19 protein-coding genes are annotated in these 15,188 nt (G+C 71.6%); 7 read left to right on the top strand and 12 right to left on the bottom strand.

Annotated features, from left to right (window positions below; all coding sequences use genetic code 11):
- Positions 1 to 7: 7 nt before the first annotated feature.
- Genes ACTMTU_RS25555 through ACTMTU_RS25530 form a run of 6 tightly spaced genes read left to right on the top strand, consistent with a single transcriptional unit; the run spans position 8 to position 4,619 of the window.
- Positions 8 to 307, top strand: a complete 300-nt coding sequence (locus tag ACTMTU_RS25555) for a WXG100 family type VII secretion target (protein ID WP_441265790.1) — start codon at positions 8 to 10, stop codon at positions 305 to 307.
- Positions 307 to 2,280 carry an RNase A-like domain-containing protein gene (locus ACTMTU_RS25550; RefSeq protein WP_441265781.1) on the top strand — a complete coding sequence of 658 codons (1,974 nt, stop codon included), beginning with the start codon at positions 307 to 309 and terminating at the stop codon, positions 2,278 to 2,280. The genes ACTMTU_RS25555 and ACTMTU_RS25550 overlap by 1 nt, the downstream gene beginning before the upstream one ends.
- A 2-nt stretch (positions 2,281 to 2,282) precedes the next feature.
- Positions 2,283 to 2,990 (top strand): hypothetical protein, encoded by a 708-nt coding sequence (locus tag ACTMTU_RS25545; RefSeq protein ID WP_441265780.1) that lies wholly within the window; start codon positions 2,283 to 2,285, stop codon positions 2,988 to 2,990.
- Between the two features lie 12 nt (positions 2,991 to 3,002).
- On the top strand, positions 3,003 to 3,302 hold the full coding sequence (locus tag ACTMTU_RS25540) for an RNase A-like domain-containing protein (RefSeq protein WP_441265779.1): 300 nt from the start codon (positions 3,003 to 3,005) through the stop codon (positions 3,300 to 3,302).
- An 11-nt stretch (positions 3,303 to 3,313) separates the two neighbouring features.
- Entirely contained in the window at positions 3,314 to 3,976 is a 663-nt protein-coding gene (locus ACTMTU_RS25535) for a contact-dependent growth inhibition system immunity protein (RefSeq protein WP_441265778.1), read from the top strand.
- Positions 3,960 to 4,619 carry a hypothetical protein gene (locus tag ACTMTU_RS25530; protein WP_441265777.1) on the top strand — a complete coding sequence of 220 codons (660 nt, stop codon included), beginning with the start codon at positions 3,960 to 3,962 and terminating at the stop codon, positions 4,617 to 4,619. Before ACTMTU_RS25535 ends, ACTMTU_RS25530 begins: the two co-directional genes overlap by 17 nt.
- Here the strand turns inward: ACTMTU_RS25530 and ACTMTU_RS25525 are convergent.
- From ACTMTU_RS25525 to tsaB, 7 genes are all read right to left on the bottom strand, one after another.
- Positions 4,610 to 4,798 carry a hypothetical protein gene (locus ACTMTU_RS25525; RefSeq protein WP_441265776.1) on the bottom strand — a complete coding sequence of 63 codons (189 nt, stop codon included), beginning with the start codon at positions 4,796 to 4,798 and terminating at the stop codon, positions 4,610 to 4,612. The genes ACTMTU_RS25530 and ACTMTU_RS25525 overlap by 10 nt on opposite strands.
- A gap of 170 nt (positions 4,799 to 4,968) precedes the next feature.
- Positions 4,969 to 6,216: an RNA polymerase sigma factor gene (locus ACTMTU_RS25520; RefSeq protein WP_441265775.1), complete on the bottom strand. Its 1,248-nt coding sequence runs from the start codon at positions 6,214 to 6,216 to the stop codon at positions 4,969 to 4,971.
- Between the two features lie 51 nt (positions 6,217 to 6,267).
- Entirely contained in the window at positions 6,268 to 6,624 is a 357-nt protein-coding gene (locus ACTMTU_RS25515; RefSeq protein ID WP_441265774.1) for a YciI family protein, read from the bottom strand.
- 107 nt (positions 6,625 to 6,731) lie between these two features.
- The gene (locus tag ACTMTU_RS25510; RefSeq protein WP_441265773.1) at positions 6,732 to 6,989 is read right to left on the bottom strand and encodes a hypothetical protein; all 258 of its coding nucleotides are present in this window, start codon (positions 6,987 to 6,989) and stop codon (positions 6,732 to 6,734) included.
- A complete protein-coding gene (gene tsaD / locus ACTMTU_RS25505) occupies positions 6,986 to 8,086 on the bottom strand; it encodes a tRNA (adenosine(37)-N6)-threonylcarbamoyltransferase complex transferase subunit TsaD (RefSeq protein ID WP_441265772.1) in 1,101 nt (366 codons plus the stop codon). The genes ACTMTU_RS25510 and tsaD overlap by 4 nt, the downstream gene beginning before the upstream one ends.
- The gene (gene rimI, locus ACTMTU_RS25500) at positions 8,079 to 8,543 is read right to left on the bottom strand and encodes a ribosomal protein S18-alanine N-acetyltransferase (RefSeq protein WP_441265771.1); all 465 of its coding nucleotides are present in this window, start codon (positions 8,541 to 8,543) and stop codon (positions 8,079 to 8,081) included. Before rimI ends, tsaD begins: the two co-directional genes overlap by 8 nt.
- Before the next feature lie 98 nt (positions 8,544 to 8,641).
- On the bottom strand, positions 8,642 to 9,295 hold the full coding sequence (gene tsaB, locus ACTMTU_RS25495; protein WP_441265770.1) for a tRNA (adenosine(37)-N6)-threonylcarbamoyltransferase complex dimerization subunit type 1 TsaB: 654 nt from the start codon (positions 9,293 to 9,295) through the stop codon (positions 8,642 to 8,644).
- A 144-nt stretch (positions 9,296 to 9,439) separates the two neighbouring features.
- Between tsaB and ACTMTU_RS25490 the strand changes: the two genes are divergently transcribed.
- A complete protein-coding gene (locus ACTMTU_RS25490; RefSeq protein WP_441265789.1) occupies positions 9,440 to 9,979 on the top strand; it encodes a hypothetical protein in 540 nt (179 codons plus the stop codon).
- Positions 9,980 to 10,025: 46 nt separating this feature from the next.
- Here the strand turns inward: ACTMTU_RS25490 and ACTMTU_RS25485 are convergent, their stop codons facing one another.
- The 5 genes from ACTMTU_RS25485 to ACTMTU_RS25465 all read right to left on the bottom strand — a co-directional run bounded on the left by ACTMTU_RS25485 (position 10,026) and on the right by ACTMTU_RS25465 (position 14,908).
- Complete coding sequence (locus tag ACTMTU_RS25485) at positions 10,026 to 10,244, bottom strand: hypothetical protein (protein ID WP_441265769.1); 219 nt, start codon at positions 10,242 to 10,244, stop codon at positions 10,026 to 10,028.
- Positions 10,245 to 10,403: 159 nt separating this feature from the next.
- On the bottom strand, positions 10,404 to 10,928 hold the full coding sequence (tsaE, locus tag ACTMTU_RS25480) for a tRNA (adenosine(37)-N6)-threonylcarbamoyltransferase complex ATPase subunit type 1 TsaE (protein WP_441265768.1): 525 nt from the start codon (positions 10,926 to 10,928) through the stop codon (positions 10,404 to 10,406).
- On the bottom strand, positions 10,900 to 12,150 hold the full coding sequence (locus ACTMTU_RS25475; protein ID WP_441265767.1) for an alpha/beta fold hydrolase: 1,251 nt from the start codon (positions 12,148 to 12,150) through the stop codon (positions 10,900 to 10,902). Before ACTMTU_RS25475 ends, tsaE begins: the two co-directional genes overlap by 29 nt.
- A gap of 12 nt (positions 12,151 to 12,162) precedes the next feature.
- The gene (gene alr, locus ACTMTU_RS25470; RefSeq protein WP_441265766.1) at positions 12,163 to 13,353 is read right to left on the bottom strand and encodes an alanine racemase; all 1,191 of its coding nucleotides are present in this window, start codon (positions 13,351 to 13,353) and stop codon (positions 12,163 to 12,165) included.
- 112 nt (positions 13,354 to 13,465) lie between these two features.
- On the bottom strand, positions 13,466 to 14,908 hold the full coding sequence (locus ACTMTU_RS25465) for an NAD(P)H-hydrate dehydratase (protein WP_441265765.1): 1,443 nt from the start codon (positions 14,906 to 14,908) through the stop codon (positions 13,466 to 13,468).
- Positions 14,909 to 15,188: the final 280 nt, after the last annotated feature.

Below are 15,188 nucleotides of genomic sequence, written 5' to 3'. Positions count from 1 at the left end.
ACCACACATGGCAGACGACTACATCGGCGTCAGCTTCAGCACCCTGCGCGAAGCCGCCGGCGAACTCGAGGACATCCTCAAGCAGCTCAACCTGCGCCTGGAAGACCTCTACACCCGCACCGAGAAGGTCGTCCTCACCTGGAAGGGCGACGCCCGCGACGCGTTCGTGGAAGAACTCGACCAGTGGGACAAGCAGATGCAGGACCTCCAGGCCGCCCAGGCATGGCTGCACGAGGTCGTCACCACCGGCCACGCCAACTACGCGGAGGCACACCGCGCGGTCCTGCGCGGCTGGGGAGCCGCCTGATGGGCACGCCCACCCCTGCCCCGTCTCCCACCGGTACCCACGAGGACACGGGGTCACCGAAGACGCCGCCCTCGGGCGGTGCCTCTCCCACCCCTGAGCCGTCGCCGGGTTCGTTGAAGGATCCGCACGGCGTCGACATCTCACGTCACGACACGGGTTCGGCGGAACGGGAACGCAAGAAGAACGTCGAGAAGCTCAAGCCCACCGAGCCTCCGAACGCCAACGGGACCTTCGACATCAGGCCGGGGCACGTCTACTACGCGTCCGGGCTCGTCAGCAACGAGCAGTTCGAGTTCCACAAGTCCGCGACGGGACTTCTCGGATCGGTCGGCGGGTGGAGCCAGACGCAGGTCGCGGGCAAGGGCCATGGAGCGGATGCCTTCGCCGACGCGTACAAGGATGTCGCCAAGCGTTTCCTCCAGGTCTGGGCCCGTGCTCTCCAGAGCATCGAGGGCGTCGTCATCGGTCTCACCGAGACCGCGAACAACTACCAGAGGGCGGACTGGGCCTCGCGGCAGGCGAACCAACGCCACTCCTTCGAGATGCCGCCGTTGCAAAGCCCACCGGTCTGCGTGGGAAAGACGACCTACGACGACGTCTCCTCCATCAAATGGACGGGGACCGGGGACGACTCCGGTCCCATTCTGGCGTGGGCCGGCAACGGCCCGGACTGGCTGGCCGACACCTTCAAGGAGGCTTTCGAGCACGGCCTGAGGCTGGGCAAGACCGTGGAGATCACGCCCGGCGCCCAGACCGACGAGCTTCGCGCCATCGGTGACGCCTGGCAGACGGTGGGCAAGGCGGCGAAGGAGCATGCGAAGGGATTCGCGGACTGCATCGCCTACATCACCGACGGCGGCAACAGCGAATGGCAGGCCGCCATGAACTCCTTCTGCCAGACCATCTGGGGTACGACGGCCTGGGGCAGGACCCGTGGCACGGATGCCAAGGAAGTACCCAGGGACACCCCCGGGGCCCGTGACTGGAAGACGAACCCGAAGGACTCACCGTCGGCCCGGCGGCCCATCATCGAGGTCCTTGCGAAGACCGGGGACGAGCTCCACAAGGCCTTCCACGATGCCGCCGACGCCGCGGACAAGTGCCGGGAGACGACGAGCCGGCTGGGAGCGGAGGCCGCCAAGGCGACCATCAAGGATCTGACCGTCGACCTGGATCTCATGGAGCTCACCCGGCTCACCGCCACCCTTGCCTTCGGCGAGATCGTGATGACGTTCCGTTCCCACATGGACAAGGCCGGGGCGGATGCGGCCGTGGAGGCATGTCACGCCGCGTTCCACGAAGCGGCCGGCAAGGTGCGCGCGCTGACGGCCGAGCTCGACGAGGCCTATCTGAGCGCCCCCACCTTCGAGGCGGAAGTGGCCAGGGCCAGGGCATTCGGAGCCAGGGCCCTGGACGAGTTCAAGCCCCGCCACCGCTGGACGCGCGACGGCCACACCGATCTCGGCATCTACCAGGTGGATCTGGCTTCGACGGAGTGGCTGGAGAACTCCCACACCGCCACCCGGCACGTCGGTCTGACCGATGAGCAACTGGCCCAGCGACTCCGCGACGACCTGAAGAAGGGCCCTCGTCCGATCGTGGAGGGCCAGCCCCCGCCGGCCTGGCCGCACGGTCAGCCCTTCCCCGCGAATGCCTCGTCCTTCAAGGACCTCGACTCGGCGCAGCGGGCCACGCAGTACAACATCGACAAGCACTCGGAGGAGATCACGGCGTGGATCGAGGACCAGAAGTCCGCCGCGAAGCCGACGCCCCTTGAGCTGAAGGTGGACAACACCCCGTACGGGGAGACCGGCAGGAGCATCGACCGCCAGCACATGAGGGATGATCCCTTCCCTGTGAGCAAGGCCGAGGACACTTACGGGGTCAAGTCCAAACTCGTCTACAACGAGGATCTCGATCCTCCCTTCGTAGTGATGACCTCCATGCCGATCGTGGGAGAGAAGGCGAACTAGCCATGGAGAAGCGACAGGGCTTGTACGAGTACTTCAGGCTGTCCAGTGCCAGGAAGCTCATGGCGCCCTTCCACGACAGGCTCCCGGTCGAGGCCGACCGCTGGGAGCCCGCACTGGCCCCGATGATCAGAGGTATGCGGTACTCCGCCGATGGTGGTGGAGCCAACCTCTATGAAGTCTCCGCCGAACTGCGGACGGCCGCCGACCTCTTCGCCTCGGCACTGTCGGAGGGCACTCCGGTGCCGAAGAACATGCCCACGGCCGACCCGGTGGAGCGCACGCCGCATGTCCTGCGGGAGATCGCCGCCCACGTGGAAAAGTGGAACTCCCTGCCCAAGGGGGAGGTCGCGATGACGACCAGGGAACTCAGTCTGCGCTTCCCGCGTCTCATTCCGAAGCTGTCCATCTACTTCGGCCAGGACGGTTCGGCGATCTCGGACGAGATGAGCGGGTCAACGATCGAAGAGGGCATCGCGATGTGGATCGACCAGATCCATCCACGTTGCCCGTGGGAGCTGCCGGGCACGGCCGCGGAGTGTTACGAGGCCTTGGCCCTGTTCCAGAACGAGGACGCCCTCGACCGGTTCTTCGCGCAGGAACACGGAGGCGGATCGGGCGCCGTGGATTTCGAGGAATTGCTCCCCTTGCTTGCGCAGAGCTGCATCGACCACATGAAGACCCACCACCCGCCGGTGTGGGAAAAGCGATAGGTACCCTCACGCATGCGAACCCGATCCGCCACCTATCCCGGCCAGGAGACCGCCCAGTGGGCGACCCAGCAGGTCGTGACCGCCAACGAGCAGGCCGTCCACCGCTGGCTGGCCCAGTCGACCCGGCAGAGGCTGACCATCGAGGCCGCCTGGCCGTCCCGCCCGGAGCCCGTAGGGCGCGTCCTGCTCCAGGCGATGATGCTCGCCGGCCGTGACCCGGTCGACGTCCGCGCGGCCCGCGTGATCCTCAAGCGCGACGACACCAGCCCGCACGGCTTCACCGTCCACGCCACCTTCCCGATCTACCTCTGAAGGCCCCACCCTTGTCCCTGAAGCCACGCGAACACGACCGCAAGTACGGCGAGCTGGACCACGTCGTCCGCGCCTACCTCGGCCACAGGGCCGACGACGACGAGCCCCTCACCGCCTATCTCCGTCACACCTGGCGCACCCGCCCCTGGGCCATCCCCATCGCCGAGGACCAACTGCGCACCTACGCCGACAACCCGCCCGGCCGGCTCCGACTGCGCCTCGGCGAGTTCTACCCGGTACCCGACGTCGGCCTTCCGGACTCCGAGATCCAGGCGTGGCTCGTCCGCCTGGCCGACCGGTTGAAGGAGAGCGTCGACACCGGCCAGGCCCCGCCCCCCTCCACTCCCCGGACCCGCTGGGAGTGGCACGCCCGCTTCCCCGAACTCGCCCAGTTCCTCGGCGGCTGGTTCTCCCAGGACATGCCGGACGAGTTCGAGGACCACGACGCCGCGGTCCAGGACTATCTGGACACCACTGACAGCGGCCTGGTCGCCCAACTGACCGGCGAGGTCCACGACCTGCTCACGCTGCCCTTGGACGAGACCGACTACGCGCTGGCCGTCACCGAACTCGGCATGGAGGTCGACCCACCCGCGCCGTACACCCCCGGCGCCTGGCTCACCGAGCTCGCCGCACGACTGCGGGGACGGTCCGACGATGCCGTTGCACCCTGAAGGGGCCTTCACCAGCGGGCCGTTGTTCCAGCTCGTGGGCCTCGCCGCCGCACAGGGTGGTGATCCTCTCGAGTGGCAGGTGCTGCGGATGGCCAGGGTCCTGCGGACCGAGCACTGGGACCCCGCCTGGCGGCATCCGCTGCAGCCGCTCGCCTCGCAGCTCGACCACCTGGCCCTGACCTTCGACGAGGACTTCTTCCGAAGGTGCCCGAAGGACGCACAAGAGACCTGGCTGGCCGCCGCCTCCGCCACCGATGACACGGTGCCCGGGTTCATGACCGGGCTCGCCGCGCTGCTGCGGCTCGCGGACCGGCAGGGGCCGGCGGGCCACGGTGACGTTCCGCTCGCCAAGTGGGAGGCGGCAGCCCGGTTCCCTCTGCTGCGCGACCTCGACACCTGGGCGTACGACGGAGAGTACGACTCGTTCGAGAGCGCCTTCCAGGGCCGGATCGACGGTGAGCATCCCTGCTGCGACCGCGAGATCGTGCCGTTCGTCGCGCAGGCTTCGGAGGCACTCGCCCTCTGTGCCGCCTGCGAGCACTTCAGAAGAGACTTCCTCGGATTCGACACCAGCGTGACGCCCGCCGCCCTCGCCCTCGTCGTGGACCTCGGCCACGCCCATCTGGTGAGCCATCATCGCTGAGGCCTTCCGTAGGTCCCCGGACCGGCCCGCTCAGCGGTGCGCGCGGCCCCGCTCCGCCGCCGGGGCGGGTGCCGGGTCACCAGGCGGAGCGCCCAGCGGTAGTGGCTCACCGCCTTGGCGATGCCGATCAGGCCGGTGATCCACAGGATCAGGCCCAGGCCCATCAGCGGGGGCGACACCGGCCAGCGTGTCCTTGCCCGGGCGGGCGCCTGCCGGGACCGTGAAGGAGAGCCACAGTCCGTACGCGCAACCCTGGCCCGGTCCGCCGGCATCGCCTTCCGGTCGGGCCATGCCCGTATTTCGGCAGGCGGGGGCGAGGCGGGAGGGCACGTGGGGGCATGCGACGAGGTTACCGGCCGGTCTCCGGCCCGGACCGTGCCGCCCGTTCCAGCAGCAGGTCACGTTCGCGGGCGTTGCGGGCCATGGAGGCCGCCCGTTCGAACTCCGTCCTGGCCTCTTCGGCGCGCCCGAGTCTGGCCAGCAGGTCTCCCCGGACGCTCGGCAGCAAGTGGTAGTCCTTCAAGGCCGGTTCATCGGCGAGTGCGTCGACCAGCTCGAGTCCGGCGGCCGGTCCTTCCGCCATCGAGACGGCGACCGCACGGTTCAGTTCCACGACCGGGGACGGCGTCAGGGCCGCCAACTGCCCGTAGAGCGCGGCGATCATCGCCCAGTCCGTGTCCTCGTAGCGCACGGCCTGCGCGTGGCAGGCGGCGATGGCGGCCTGAAGGGTGTACGGGCCGTAGGGGCCGCCGCCCGCCCTGTGGAGCGCCTCGACGCCCCGGCGGATGAGCAGCCGGTTCCATCTGGTGCGGGTCTGGTCGGCGAGCAGTACGGGCTCCCCACCGGGGCCGGTGCGCGCCGGGATCCGGGAGGCCTGGAGTTCGAGGAGGGCGTTCAGGCCGTGCACCTCGGGTTCGCCGGGCATCAGTCCGGCCAGCACCCGGGACAGCCGCAGCGCGTCCTCGCACAGCGCCGGACGGACCAGGTCGTCGCCCGCCGTCGCCGAGTAACCCTCGTTGAAGATCAGGTAGATGACGTCGAGCACGGACCCGAGCCGGGCGGCGCGGTCCGCGCCGTACGGCACTTCGAAAGGGACGCCCGCGTTGGCCAGTGACCTCTTCGCGCGGACGATGCGCTGGGCGACGGTCGACTCGGCGGTCAGGAAGGCCCGGGCGATCTCCTCGGTCGTCAGGCCGCCCAGGAGCTTGAGCGTGAGCGCGATGCGGGCCTGGGTGGACAGCACCGGATGGGAGGCAGTGAAGATCAGCCGCAGCAGGTCGTCGTCGATGTCGTCGGGATCCGCCGGCTCGACCGGCGGCGCGACGTCCTCGGCGGCCCGCCCCACCTCGGCCAGCTTGCGGGCGTACGTCTCCTTGCGGCGTACGAGATCGATCGCGCGATGCTTGGCGGTGGCCATGAGCCAGGCTCCCGGTCTGTCCGGGACGCCCGACTCCGGCCACTGCTCCAGCGCGGCGACCAGAGCGTCCTGCGCGAGCTCCTCCGCGATGCCGACGTCCCGCACGATGCGGGCGACACCGGCGATGATCCGCGCCGATTCGATCCTGTAGACCGCTTCCACTGCACTTGCTGCCGTCACGGCGACCCATCAGAGCAGCCGGGGCGAACGGCGGGCAAGCACGGCCCGCGGTCAGCCCTCCTGGATCTCGCGGACCTCGCAGGCGACGTTCCACTCCGCGGGGTGGATCTCGAGGAACCGCTTCGCCCACTCGACGGCCTCCGCCTTGTCCTTGCACTGGACGATCGCGTAGCCGCCGACGACCTCCTTGGTCTCGGTGAAGGGCCCGTCGGTGTAGGAGATCCTGCCGCCGGACCAGTTCACGCGGGTGCCGTCGGAGGTGGGCACGAGCCCGGCGGTGTCCAGCATGACGCCCGCCTTCGTCATCTCCTCCAGCAGGGCGCCCATCTTCTTGTCGAAGCCCTCGGGGAACTCGTCCTCGGGGATCTGGTTCTCCTCGATGCGGATCAGCGAAATGAAGCGCGGCATGGTGAACTCCTCGGTTCGTGAGTACGGGGCCGTTCCCCGCCTCTCACCCATGCGTCGAACGGGCAGGACGCCGATCGACACACTCGCCGAAGTTTTTCCGAGAAATCTCAGCCGAGCGATTCGAAACGCCAGCGGTGAACCGGGCGGGTGATCAGGTCAGCGGCCGGCTCGGGCAGTTCCGGCAGGTCGGCGTCCGTCCCCGGCGCCTCCCACCAGGTGATGACGAGCACCCGGTCTCCGCTCCCCCGCAGCGTCTCCCGGCGCAGCGGCTCGCGTGCGAGCTCCCGGGCGCGGGCCCACTCCAGCAGCTCCGCGCCCCGGCCCTCGACGGCACGGGCCTCCCACATCATCGTCACGACGGTCATGAGTACAGGTTGTCCTTGCTGACCTCGTGCACGTGGTCGTGGTCGTGCCGCTGCTTGCCGGGCACATGCGTCTCCGTCACGGGCAGCGACGAGTCGGCGGACAGGTCCAGGTCGGAGGCGGGCCGGTTGCGGGCCACCATCTCCGCGCCCAGGGCGGCGACCATGGCGCCGTTGTCCGTGCACAGCTTCGGCCGCGGGACGCGCAGCCGGATGCCGGCCCGTTCGCAGCGCTCCTCGGCGAGGGCACGCAGCCGCGAGTTGGCGGCGACTCCTCCGCCGATCATCAGATGGTCCACGCCCTGGTCCTTGCAGGCGCGCACGGCCTTCCGCGTCAGTACGTCGACGACCGCCTCCTGGAAGGAGGCCGCCACGTCCCGCACCGGCACCTCCTCGCCGGCGGCGCGCTTGGCCTCGATCCAGCGGGCCACGGCCGTCTTCAGGCCGGAGAAGGAGAAGTCGTACGCCGGGTCCTTGGCGCCGCTCAGGCCGCGCGGGAAGGCGATCGCCGCCGGGTCGCCCTCCTTGGCCAGCCGGTCGATCACCGGACCGCCGGGGAAGCCCAGGTCCAGCACGCGCGCGATCTTGTCGAAGGCCTCGCCGGCGGCGTCGTCGATCGTCGCGCCCATGGGCCGTACGTCGGCGGTGATGTCGGGCGCGAGAAGCAGCGACGAGTGGCCGCCGGAGACGAGCAGCGCCATCGTCGGCTCGGGCAGCGGACCGTGTTCGAGCTGGTCGACGCAGATGTGGGAGGCGAGGTGGTTCACCCCGTACAGCGGCTTGCCGAGGGCGTAGGCGTACGACTTCGCCGCGGAGACGCCGACGAGCAGCGCGCCGGCGAGGCCGGGCCCCGCCGTCACCGCGATGCCGTCGAGGTCGCGGGCGCTGACGCCCGCCTCCTTCAGCGCGCGTTCGACGGTCGGGACCATCGCCTCCAGGTGGGCGCGCGAGGCGATCTCGGGCACGACGCCGCCGAACCGGGCGTGCTCGTCGACGCTGGAGGCGACCGCGTCGGCGAGCAGGGTCGTGCCGCGGACGATGCCGACGCCGGTCTCGTCGCAGGAGGTCTCGATACCGAGTACGAGCGGTTCGTCAGCCATCAGAGGTCTCTGTTCCTTGTACGGTCAGTCGCATGACGAGGGCGTCGATGTTGCCGGGCTGGTAGTAGCCGCGGCGGAATCCGATGGGCTCGAAGCCGAATCGCTCGTACAGCTTCTGGGCCCTGGTGTTGTCCACCCGCACTTCGAGGAGCACCTCGTCGCACTCGAAGGCGGTGGCGTGCTGGAGCAGGTCGGTCAGCAGCCGGGAGCCGAGGCCGGTGCCCCACTGGCCGCGGTCGACGGCGATGGTCTGTACGTCGCCGAGACCGCCGGCGGCCGCGAGGCCCGCGTAGCCGACGATCCGGCCGTCCTCGTCCACGGCCACCACGTAGCGGCGGGTGGCCTGCGGGCCCCGGGAGTGCGCGAGTTCGGACCAGAACATGCCGGGCGACCAGGCGTCCTCGGGGAACAGCTCGTTCTCGAGCTCCAGCACCGGCTCCAGGTCCCACCAGCGCATCTCACGCAATTCAGGAAGGCCGCCGCTCAGTGTCGATGAGGGACGGCTGTCGGTGGGGGCACCTCCCGGGCGAAGCTCCGGGGGAGGGTGGGCGGCGCTCACTTGGGGGTGACCACCTTGTAGTTCTTCGGGACCTGCGCGTCGGGGCGGCGCAGGTACAGCGGCAGGGGCGGCAGGAACTCCTCGCCCGCCCGCAGTTTCTCGGCCGCCAGCGCGGCGAGCGACGCGGCGCTCACGTGCTCGGGGCCGCGGGCGTCCGGGAACGTCTCCGGGTACAGCAGCGCACCCGCGCCGACGGCGGGCAGTCCCGCGACCTGGCCGGCGATGTCGGCGGGGCGGTCGACGGCCGCGTCGGTCGTACGGGTGCGGGCGTTCTCGTACCGCGCCCAGTAGACCTCCTTGCGCCGGGCGTCGGTCGCCACCACGAAGGGGGTGTCGAGACCCGCCCCGTGGGCGAGACCGTCCAGCGTGCAGACCCCGTGCACCGGTACGCCGAGCGCGGAGGCGAACGTCGCGGCGGTGACCAGACCCACCCGCAGTCCCGTGTACGGTCCGGGGCCGACGCCGACCACGATGCCGGTGACGGCATCGAGCTTCACCCCGGCCTCTGCGAGGACCCGGTCGACGGCGGGCAGCAGCAGTTCCCCGTGGCGGCGCGCGTCCACACTGCTGGACTCCGCGAGGACGGAGTTGCCGTCGTGGAGGGCGGCGGTGACGGCGGGCGTGGCGGTATCCATGGCGAGCAAGAGCACGCAAACAGCCTACGGCTCCGGCGAGGGGGCCATGGCGGCACCGTCGAACGGAGCCTCGGTGCTACCGTCACCACGAGCACAGGTATTCGGTAACACACACGCATCCAAGAGGTGGGCAGGGTGGCACGGAGCAGCTCGGGATTCGTGGCCGGGCTCACGGCGGCCGCGCTGGCCGTCGTCGGATTCCTCGCCTATCAGGCGGCGGCGGACGTCCCCGACGATCTCGCCGCGTCGAAGCCGCCGAACGCCGCCCCTTCCGCGACGACTCCCGGCGCCTCCGCGTCCCAGAAGCCGCGGGACCCGCTGGCGGTCCCGGCCGGCTCCGGCACGGGGATGCGCGTCGTGTACGCGCTCGGCGACCGGCGGGTGTGGCTCGTGAACGCGAATGGCAAGGCCGGCCGGACCTTCGAGGTCATGCCCTCCACGATCAGCCCGAAGCCCGGCTCCTACAAGGTCACCTCACGGTCGGGCAATGTGCCCGGCTCCGACGGGGTGCCGGTCGAGCATGTGGTGCGCTTCGCCAACGAGGGTGGCGTGCCCGTCGGTTTCAGCGCGGCGGTCAACGGCTCGATGGCCAGCCCCGACCCGAAGAAGAAGACGGGCGGCGTGCGGATGACGCGTGCCGACGGTGACGCGATGTGGGTCTTCGCGACGATCGGCTCCAAGGTGGTCGTCGTTCCGTAGCCGCCGCCGTTACCCGTACGGGTGATCGCGTACGACCCCGTGCGAATCAGGCGGCGTCCCGGTGGGCCCCCGGGCCGTGCGTGCCGGGGCGGTGCGTCTCGCCGTCGCGGGCCGTCTCGCTGTCGCGAGGCGGGGTGGATACGGCGCTGGCCGCGGCGCAGGACGCCAGCAGGTCCCGCATCGATACGGCCGACGGCAACGGCTTCGCCGGTGTGGGCCTGGACGGCTGCTGACGTGACTGGGCTTCGCGCTCCGATGCCGGCATGGACGCCTCCTGGGCTCCGTGGGCAGGCGAGGTTAGGTAGACCTAACCAGGACTCGGTACCATGTCATCACGCGCGGCGTCGTAGGCGCAACATTTTCCCGACGTCTTGTCGGAACACACGGATTTCCGAGACATCCGGCCCCGGAACCGGGGCCGTCCCTAGGCGGCGGCCACAGCCAGGTCCGTGTCCGCCCAGCGGGCCCCGTACCCGACCAGGGTCACGACACGGCGGTCGTCGTCCGTGTCCCCCACCACTCGGTCGATGATCACGTGCAGCCGGTCCTCCGACAGGTCCTCGACCTTGCCGTCGCCCCACTCCACGACCACCACCGACTCGGGCAGGGAGACGTCGAGGTCGAGGTCCTCCATCTCGTCGAGGCCGCCGCCCAGGCGGTACGCGTCGACGTGAACCAGTGCCGGGCCGCCCGTCAGCGACGGGTGGACACGGGCGATGACGAACGTCGGGGACGTGACCGCGCCACGGACGCCGAGGCCCTCCCCGACGCCACGGGTCAGCGTCGTCTTGCCGGCGCCGAGCTCGCCCGTGAGCATCACAAGGTCACCGGGGCGCAGCAGCTTCGCGAGGCTGCGGCCCAGGTTCTGCATCTCCTCGGGAGAGTCGACCGTCAGTCGGGCCCGAGCGGCGGCGGCGGTCTCAGCCGCCGGGCTGTGCGGTGCTTCCATACCGACCAACGGTAGCCGCTGCCGGCACCGCTCCGGCCCGCACCAGAAGGTCCGCGAGACGGTCCGTGACAGCCTCCGGATGCTCCAGCATCACCAGGTGGCCCGCGTCCGGCACTATGACCAGCTCGGCCGCCGGTTCGCTCTCCCGCAGCAGGTCCGCGATCGCCTCGCTGTGCGTGCTCGGGGTGACCAGGTCCTTGTCACCCGCGAGGACGAGCACCGGAAGTCCTTGGAACACCGCGAGCGCCTCGGCCTTGTCGTGCTCGGCGAAGGCCGGGTAGAACTCGGCGACCACGTCGATGGGCGTCGACTCGATCATCCGCTCCGCGAACCGGGCGACGGCCGGGTCGACGTCCTTCGAGGAGAACGAGTACCGCTTGACCAGCCCGGCGAACAGGTCCGCGGTGGCCCGGCGGCCCCGCTCGACCAGCTCGGCCTGCGAGCCCAGCGCACGCAGCACGCCCGGCAGGACCCGCCGTACCGCGTTCACCCCGGCCACCGGGAGCCCGTAACTGACCTCGCCCAGCTTCCCGGACGACGTGCCCACGAACGCCGCCGCCACCACGCGTTCCCGCACCAGCTCGGGAGCGTGGGCCGCGAGCGCCATCATCGTCATGCCGCCCATGGAGTGGCCGACCAGCACCAGCGGTCCCTCGGGGGCCGCCGCGTCGATGACCGCCTTCAGGTCCCGGCCCAGCTGGTCGATCGTCACCGGCAGGCCGCCGGATCCGGCCTGCGCCGAGGCCCGGCCCGACCGGCCGTGGCTGCGCTGGTCCCAGTGGACGGTACGGACCAGACCGCGCAGCGCGGCGCGCTGGAAGTGCCACGAGTCCTGGCTGAGGCAGTAGCCGTGACTGAAGACGACGGTGACGGGAGCCGGCGCCTTGCGCCCGAAGAGCCTGCGGCGGCGCGGCGCGGCGGCCTCGGGGTCGACCTCGTCCACCTCGTAGTAGAGGGCCGTGCCGTCGTCGGCGAGGGCCTGCCCGGGTGTGCCGCGCAGGGCGCCGTACGGACCCGACGCGTCGAGCGCGAGACGTGCCTTCCTGCGCATCCCGCGGCCGACGGTCAGCCGCTCCAGCGCGACGCCTGCCGCGGCACCGGCGGCGACCACGCCTATTGCCGCTCCCGCGAAGCCCGCGCGACGCCAGCTGTCCGAAGCCACGGCTGCCGCCGCGGCTTCGACCGCGGCCTCGGCCGCGTCCCCCGTACCGGTCTCGCTCACCGTGCCGCTCTCCTAGTCGTGGGAGTCGTGGGCGTGTTCCTCTGGGCCTTCGTTCAGATGGACGCGCGGGACCCTGGTCCCGATCCGTGTGACGATCTCGTACGCGATCGTGTCCGCCGCCCTGGCCCAGTCCTCGGCGGTCGGCTCGCCCCGGTCGCCGGGACCGAACAGGACGGCCTCCGTGCCCTCCGGAACCGTCGCCCCACCGAGATCGACGACGAACTGGTCCATCGCGACCCGTCCGGCCACCCGCCGCCACTCGCCCGCGACCAGGACCGGGCCGCGGCCGGAAGCGTGCCGGGGGATGCCGTCCGCGTAGCCCACGGGGATCAGCCCGAGGGTCGTCTCGCCCTCCGTGACGTAGTGGTGGCCGTAGCTGACGCCGTGGCCGGCGGGAACGTGCTTGACCAGGGCGACGGACGCGGCGAGCGTCATCACGGGCCGCAGCCCGAAGTCGGCCGAGGTGCCCAGTTCCGGGGAGGGCGAGATGCCGTACATCGCGATGCCGGTGCGGACGAGGTCGAAGTGCGACTCGGGGACCGTGAGCGTCGCCGGGGAGTTGGCCATGTGCCGGACCTCGGGCTCGATGCCGGCCTTCTCCGCGTGCTCCACCATGTCGCGGAAGACGGCGAGTTGGGCGGCGATCGAGGGATGACCCGGTTCGTCGGCACAGGCGAAGTGGGACCACAGACCGGTGACCTGTACGAGCCCGTCGTCCTCCGCCGTACGGGCGGCGGCGACCAGCTCGGGCCAGTCGGCGGGCTGGCACCCGTTACGGCCCAGACCGGTGTCGGCCTTGAGCTGGACACGGGCGGGGCGGCCGGCCGCCTTCGCCGCCGCGGTGACCTCGTCCAGCGCCCACATGCCGCTCACGGACATGTCGAGGTCAGCCTCGATGCCCTCACGCCAGGGGCCGCCGGGCGTCCACAGCCAGCACATGATCCGGCTCTCGACCCCGGCCGCGCGCAGCGCGAGCGCCTCGTGGGGCGTGGCCGTACCGAGCCAGGTCGCACCGGCCTCGAGCGCCGCGCGGGCGCACGGCAGCATGCCGTGGCCGTACGCGTCGGACTTCACGACGGCCATCAGCGCGGCGCGCGGCGCGCGGGCACGCAGGGCGCGCACATTGGCGCGCAGGGCCGCGAGGTCGATCTCGGCCCGTGCGCGCAGTGGTGCGGAACGGCTGCTCGGTGCTGTGTGACTCATCGCGCCCAGTGTCTCAGAGCCGTACGGCCGGATCCGTACGGCAGGCGGTCGCGTGCGTCACTCGGGTGCGCCGGCCCGGCCGCGGCGGCTCGCGGGAGCGCGCCGCGCCCCGTCAGGCGGCGCTCACGTCCCGCCACGCGGCCGGGAGCGCCTCGGCCACTTCGAGCGCCGTGATCGGCGTGCCGTGCGCCGCCGCGTGACGGGCCGCCAGACCGTGCAGATAGGCGGCGGCGGAACCCGCGTCGCGCGCGCCGAGACCGGCGGCCAGCAGGGAACCGGCCAGGCCCGAGAGCACGTCGCCGCTGCCGGCCGTCGCCAGCCACGAGGACCCCATCGGGTTGACCCGGACCGGTGAACCTTCCCCGTCGGGCGCGGCGACCAGGGTCGTGGAGCCCTTGAGGAGGACCGTGGCGCCGAACCGTGCGGCCAGTTCCCGCACGGAGCCGAGCCGCGAGGCCTCCACCTCCTCCCGCCCCACACCCAGGAGCGCCGCCGCCTCCCCGGCGTGCGGGGTCAGCAGCGTCGGCGCCGCCCGGTCCCGTACCGCCGCGGTGTCCAGCAGGCGCAGGCCGTCCGCGTCGATGAGCACCGGGACGTCGGACGCCAGCACCTCCTCCACCACGCCGGCGTCGTCGCCGAGCCCCGGGCCGACGACCCAGGCCTGGACCCGGCCCGCCTTCCCGGGGGGACCGGCGTGGACCAGGCACTCCGGGAAACGGGCGATCACCGCGTCGGCGGCCGGGCCGACGTACCGCACGGCCCCCGCACCACCCCGCAGCGCACCGGCGACCGAGAGCACGGCCGCACCCGGATAGCGCGCGGACCCGGCGACGATCCCGACGACTCCGCGACGGTACTTGTCGCTCTCCGCGGCCGGCACCGGCAACATCTGGGCCAGGTCCGCGTGTTGGAGCGCCTCCAGTGCGGGCACGGAGGGCAGGTGCTCCTCGAGCCCGATACCGACGAGCCGTACGGTGCCCGCGTACTCCTTGGCCGGGTCGATGAGCAGGCCCGGCTTGTACGTTCCGAACGTGACGGTCGCGTCCGCGTGGAGCGCCTCGCCCTGCACCCTGCCCGTGTCGGCCTCGACACCGCTGGGCAGATCGACCGCCACGATCACGGCGTCGGAACCGCGGGCCGCGCGCGCCACGGGCACGGCGTCCTGGCGCAGCCCGCCCCGTCCTCCGATGCCGGTGATCCCGTCCAGCACCAGGTCGGCGGAGGCGAGCACCTCGAACGGGTCGTCGGCCACCCGTCCGCCGGCGGCGAGCAGCGCCGCGAGACCGCCCTCGTGGACGCGGCCGCGGGCGAGCGGCACGGCGACGACCCCGGCGCCGCGGCGCGCCAGCCGGGCCCCTGCGTACAGGGCGTCACCGCCGTTGTCGCCGCTGCCCACGAGCAGGACGACCCGGGCCCCGTACACCCGCCCGAGCAGCCCGGCGCAGGCCGCGGCCAGTCCGGCGGCGGCCCGCTGCATGAGCGCCCCCTCCGGTAGCCGGGCCATGAGCTGTGCCTCGGCGTGCCTCACGGTCTCCACGCTGTACGCAGTACGCATGCCCCCGAGTCTGCCGCAGCCCGCGCGACGGCGCGCGACCACCACGCACAAGTACTCCGCCTACTACCGGAGTTACGCCCCGCGGCGCGGAACGCCGGGCCAGCGTCACGTCCCGCCGCGCGGAGCACCCGGCCGGAGTCACGTCCCACCGCAACGAACACCAGGCCCTGGTTACGGCCCGCCAGGGCGCGCCCCGGCCGGAGACACGGCCGCCGCGCCGAACACCCACCCGGCCGGAGACACGGCCCGCCGCCCGGAACGCCCGGCCCCGGCCGGAGAT

The organism is Streptomyces sp. OZ13, from assembly GCF_052068155.1.
GTDB lineage: Bacteria > Actinomycetota > Actinomycetes > Streptomycetales > Streptomycetaceae > Streptomyces.
The sequence above is the reverse complement of the archived record's forward strand: the minus strand, read 5'-3'. Positions and strand labels throughout refer to the sequence as shown.

Coding starts and splice junctions, on each gene's coding strand:
- ACTMTU_RS25465 (WP_441265765.1), bottom strand. CDS start 14,908: ATGCGTACTGCGTACAGCGTGGAGACCGTGAGGCACGCCGAGGCACAG.
- ACTMTU_RS25550 (WP_441265781.1), top strand. CDS start 307: ATGGGCACGCCCACCCCTGCCCCGTCTCCCACCGGTACCCACGAGGAC.
- ACTMTU_RS25555 (WP_441265790.1), top strand. CDS start 8: ATGGCAGACGACTACATCGGCGTCAGCTTCAGCACCCTGCGCGAAGCC.
- rimI (WP_441265771.1), bottom strand. CDS start 8,543: ATGCGCTGGTGGGACCTGGAGCCGGTGCTGGAGCTCGAGAACGAGCTG.
- tsaD (WP_441265772.1), bottom strand. CDS start 8,086: ATGGCTGACGAACCGCTCGTACTCGGTATCGAGACCTCCTGCGACGAG.
- ACTMTU_RS25545 (WP_441265780.1), top strand. CDS start 2,283: ATGGAGAAGCGACAGGGCTTGTACGAGTACTTCAGGCTGTCCAGTGCC.
- tsaE (WP_441265768.1), bottom strand. CDS start 10,928: ATGGAAGCACCGCACAGCCCGGCGGCTGAGACCGCCGCCGCCGCTCGG.
- ACTMTU_RS25515 (WP_441265774.1), bottom strand. CDS start 6,624: ATGCCGCGCTTCATTTCGCTGATCCGCATCGAGGAGAACCAGATCCCC.
- ACTMTU_RS25485 (WP_441265769.1), bottom strand. CDS start 10,244: ATGCCGGCATCGGAGCGCGAAGCCCAGTCACGTCAGCAGCCGTCCAGG.
- ACTMTU_RS25510 (WP_441265773.1), bottom strand. CDS start 6,989: ATGACCGTCGTGACGATGATGTGGGAGGCCCGTGCCGTCGAGGGCCGG.
- alr (WP_441265766.1), bottom strand. CDS start 13,353: ATGAGTCACACAGCACCGAGCAGCCGTTCCGCACCACTGCGCGCACGG.
- ACTMTU_RS25530 (WP_441265777.1), top strand. CDS start 3,960: ATGCCGTTGCACCCTGAAGGGGCCTTCACCAGCGGGCCGTTGTTCCAG.
- ACTMTU_RS25540 (WP_441265779.1), top strand. CDS start 3,003: ATGCGAACCCGATCCGCCACCTATCCCGGCCAGGAGACCGCCCAGTGG.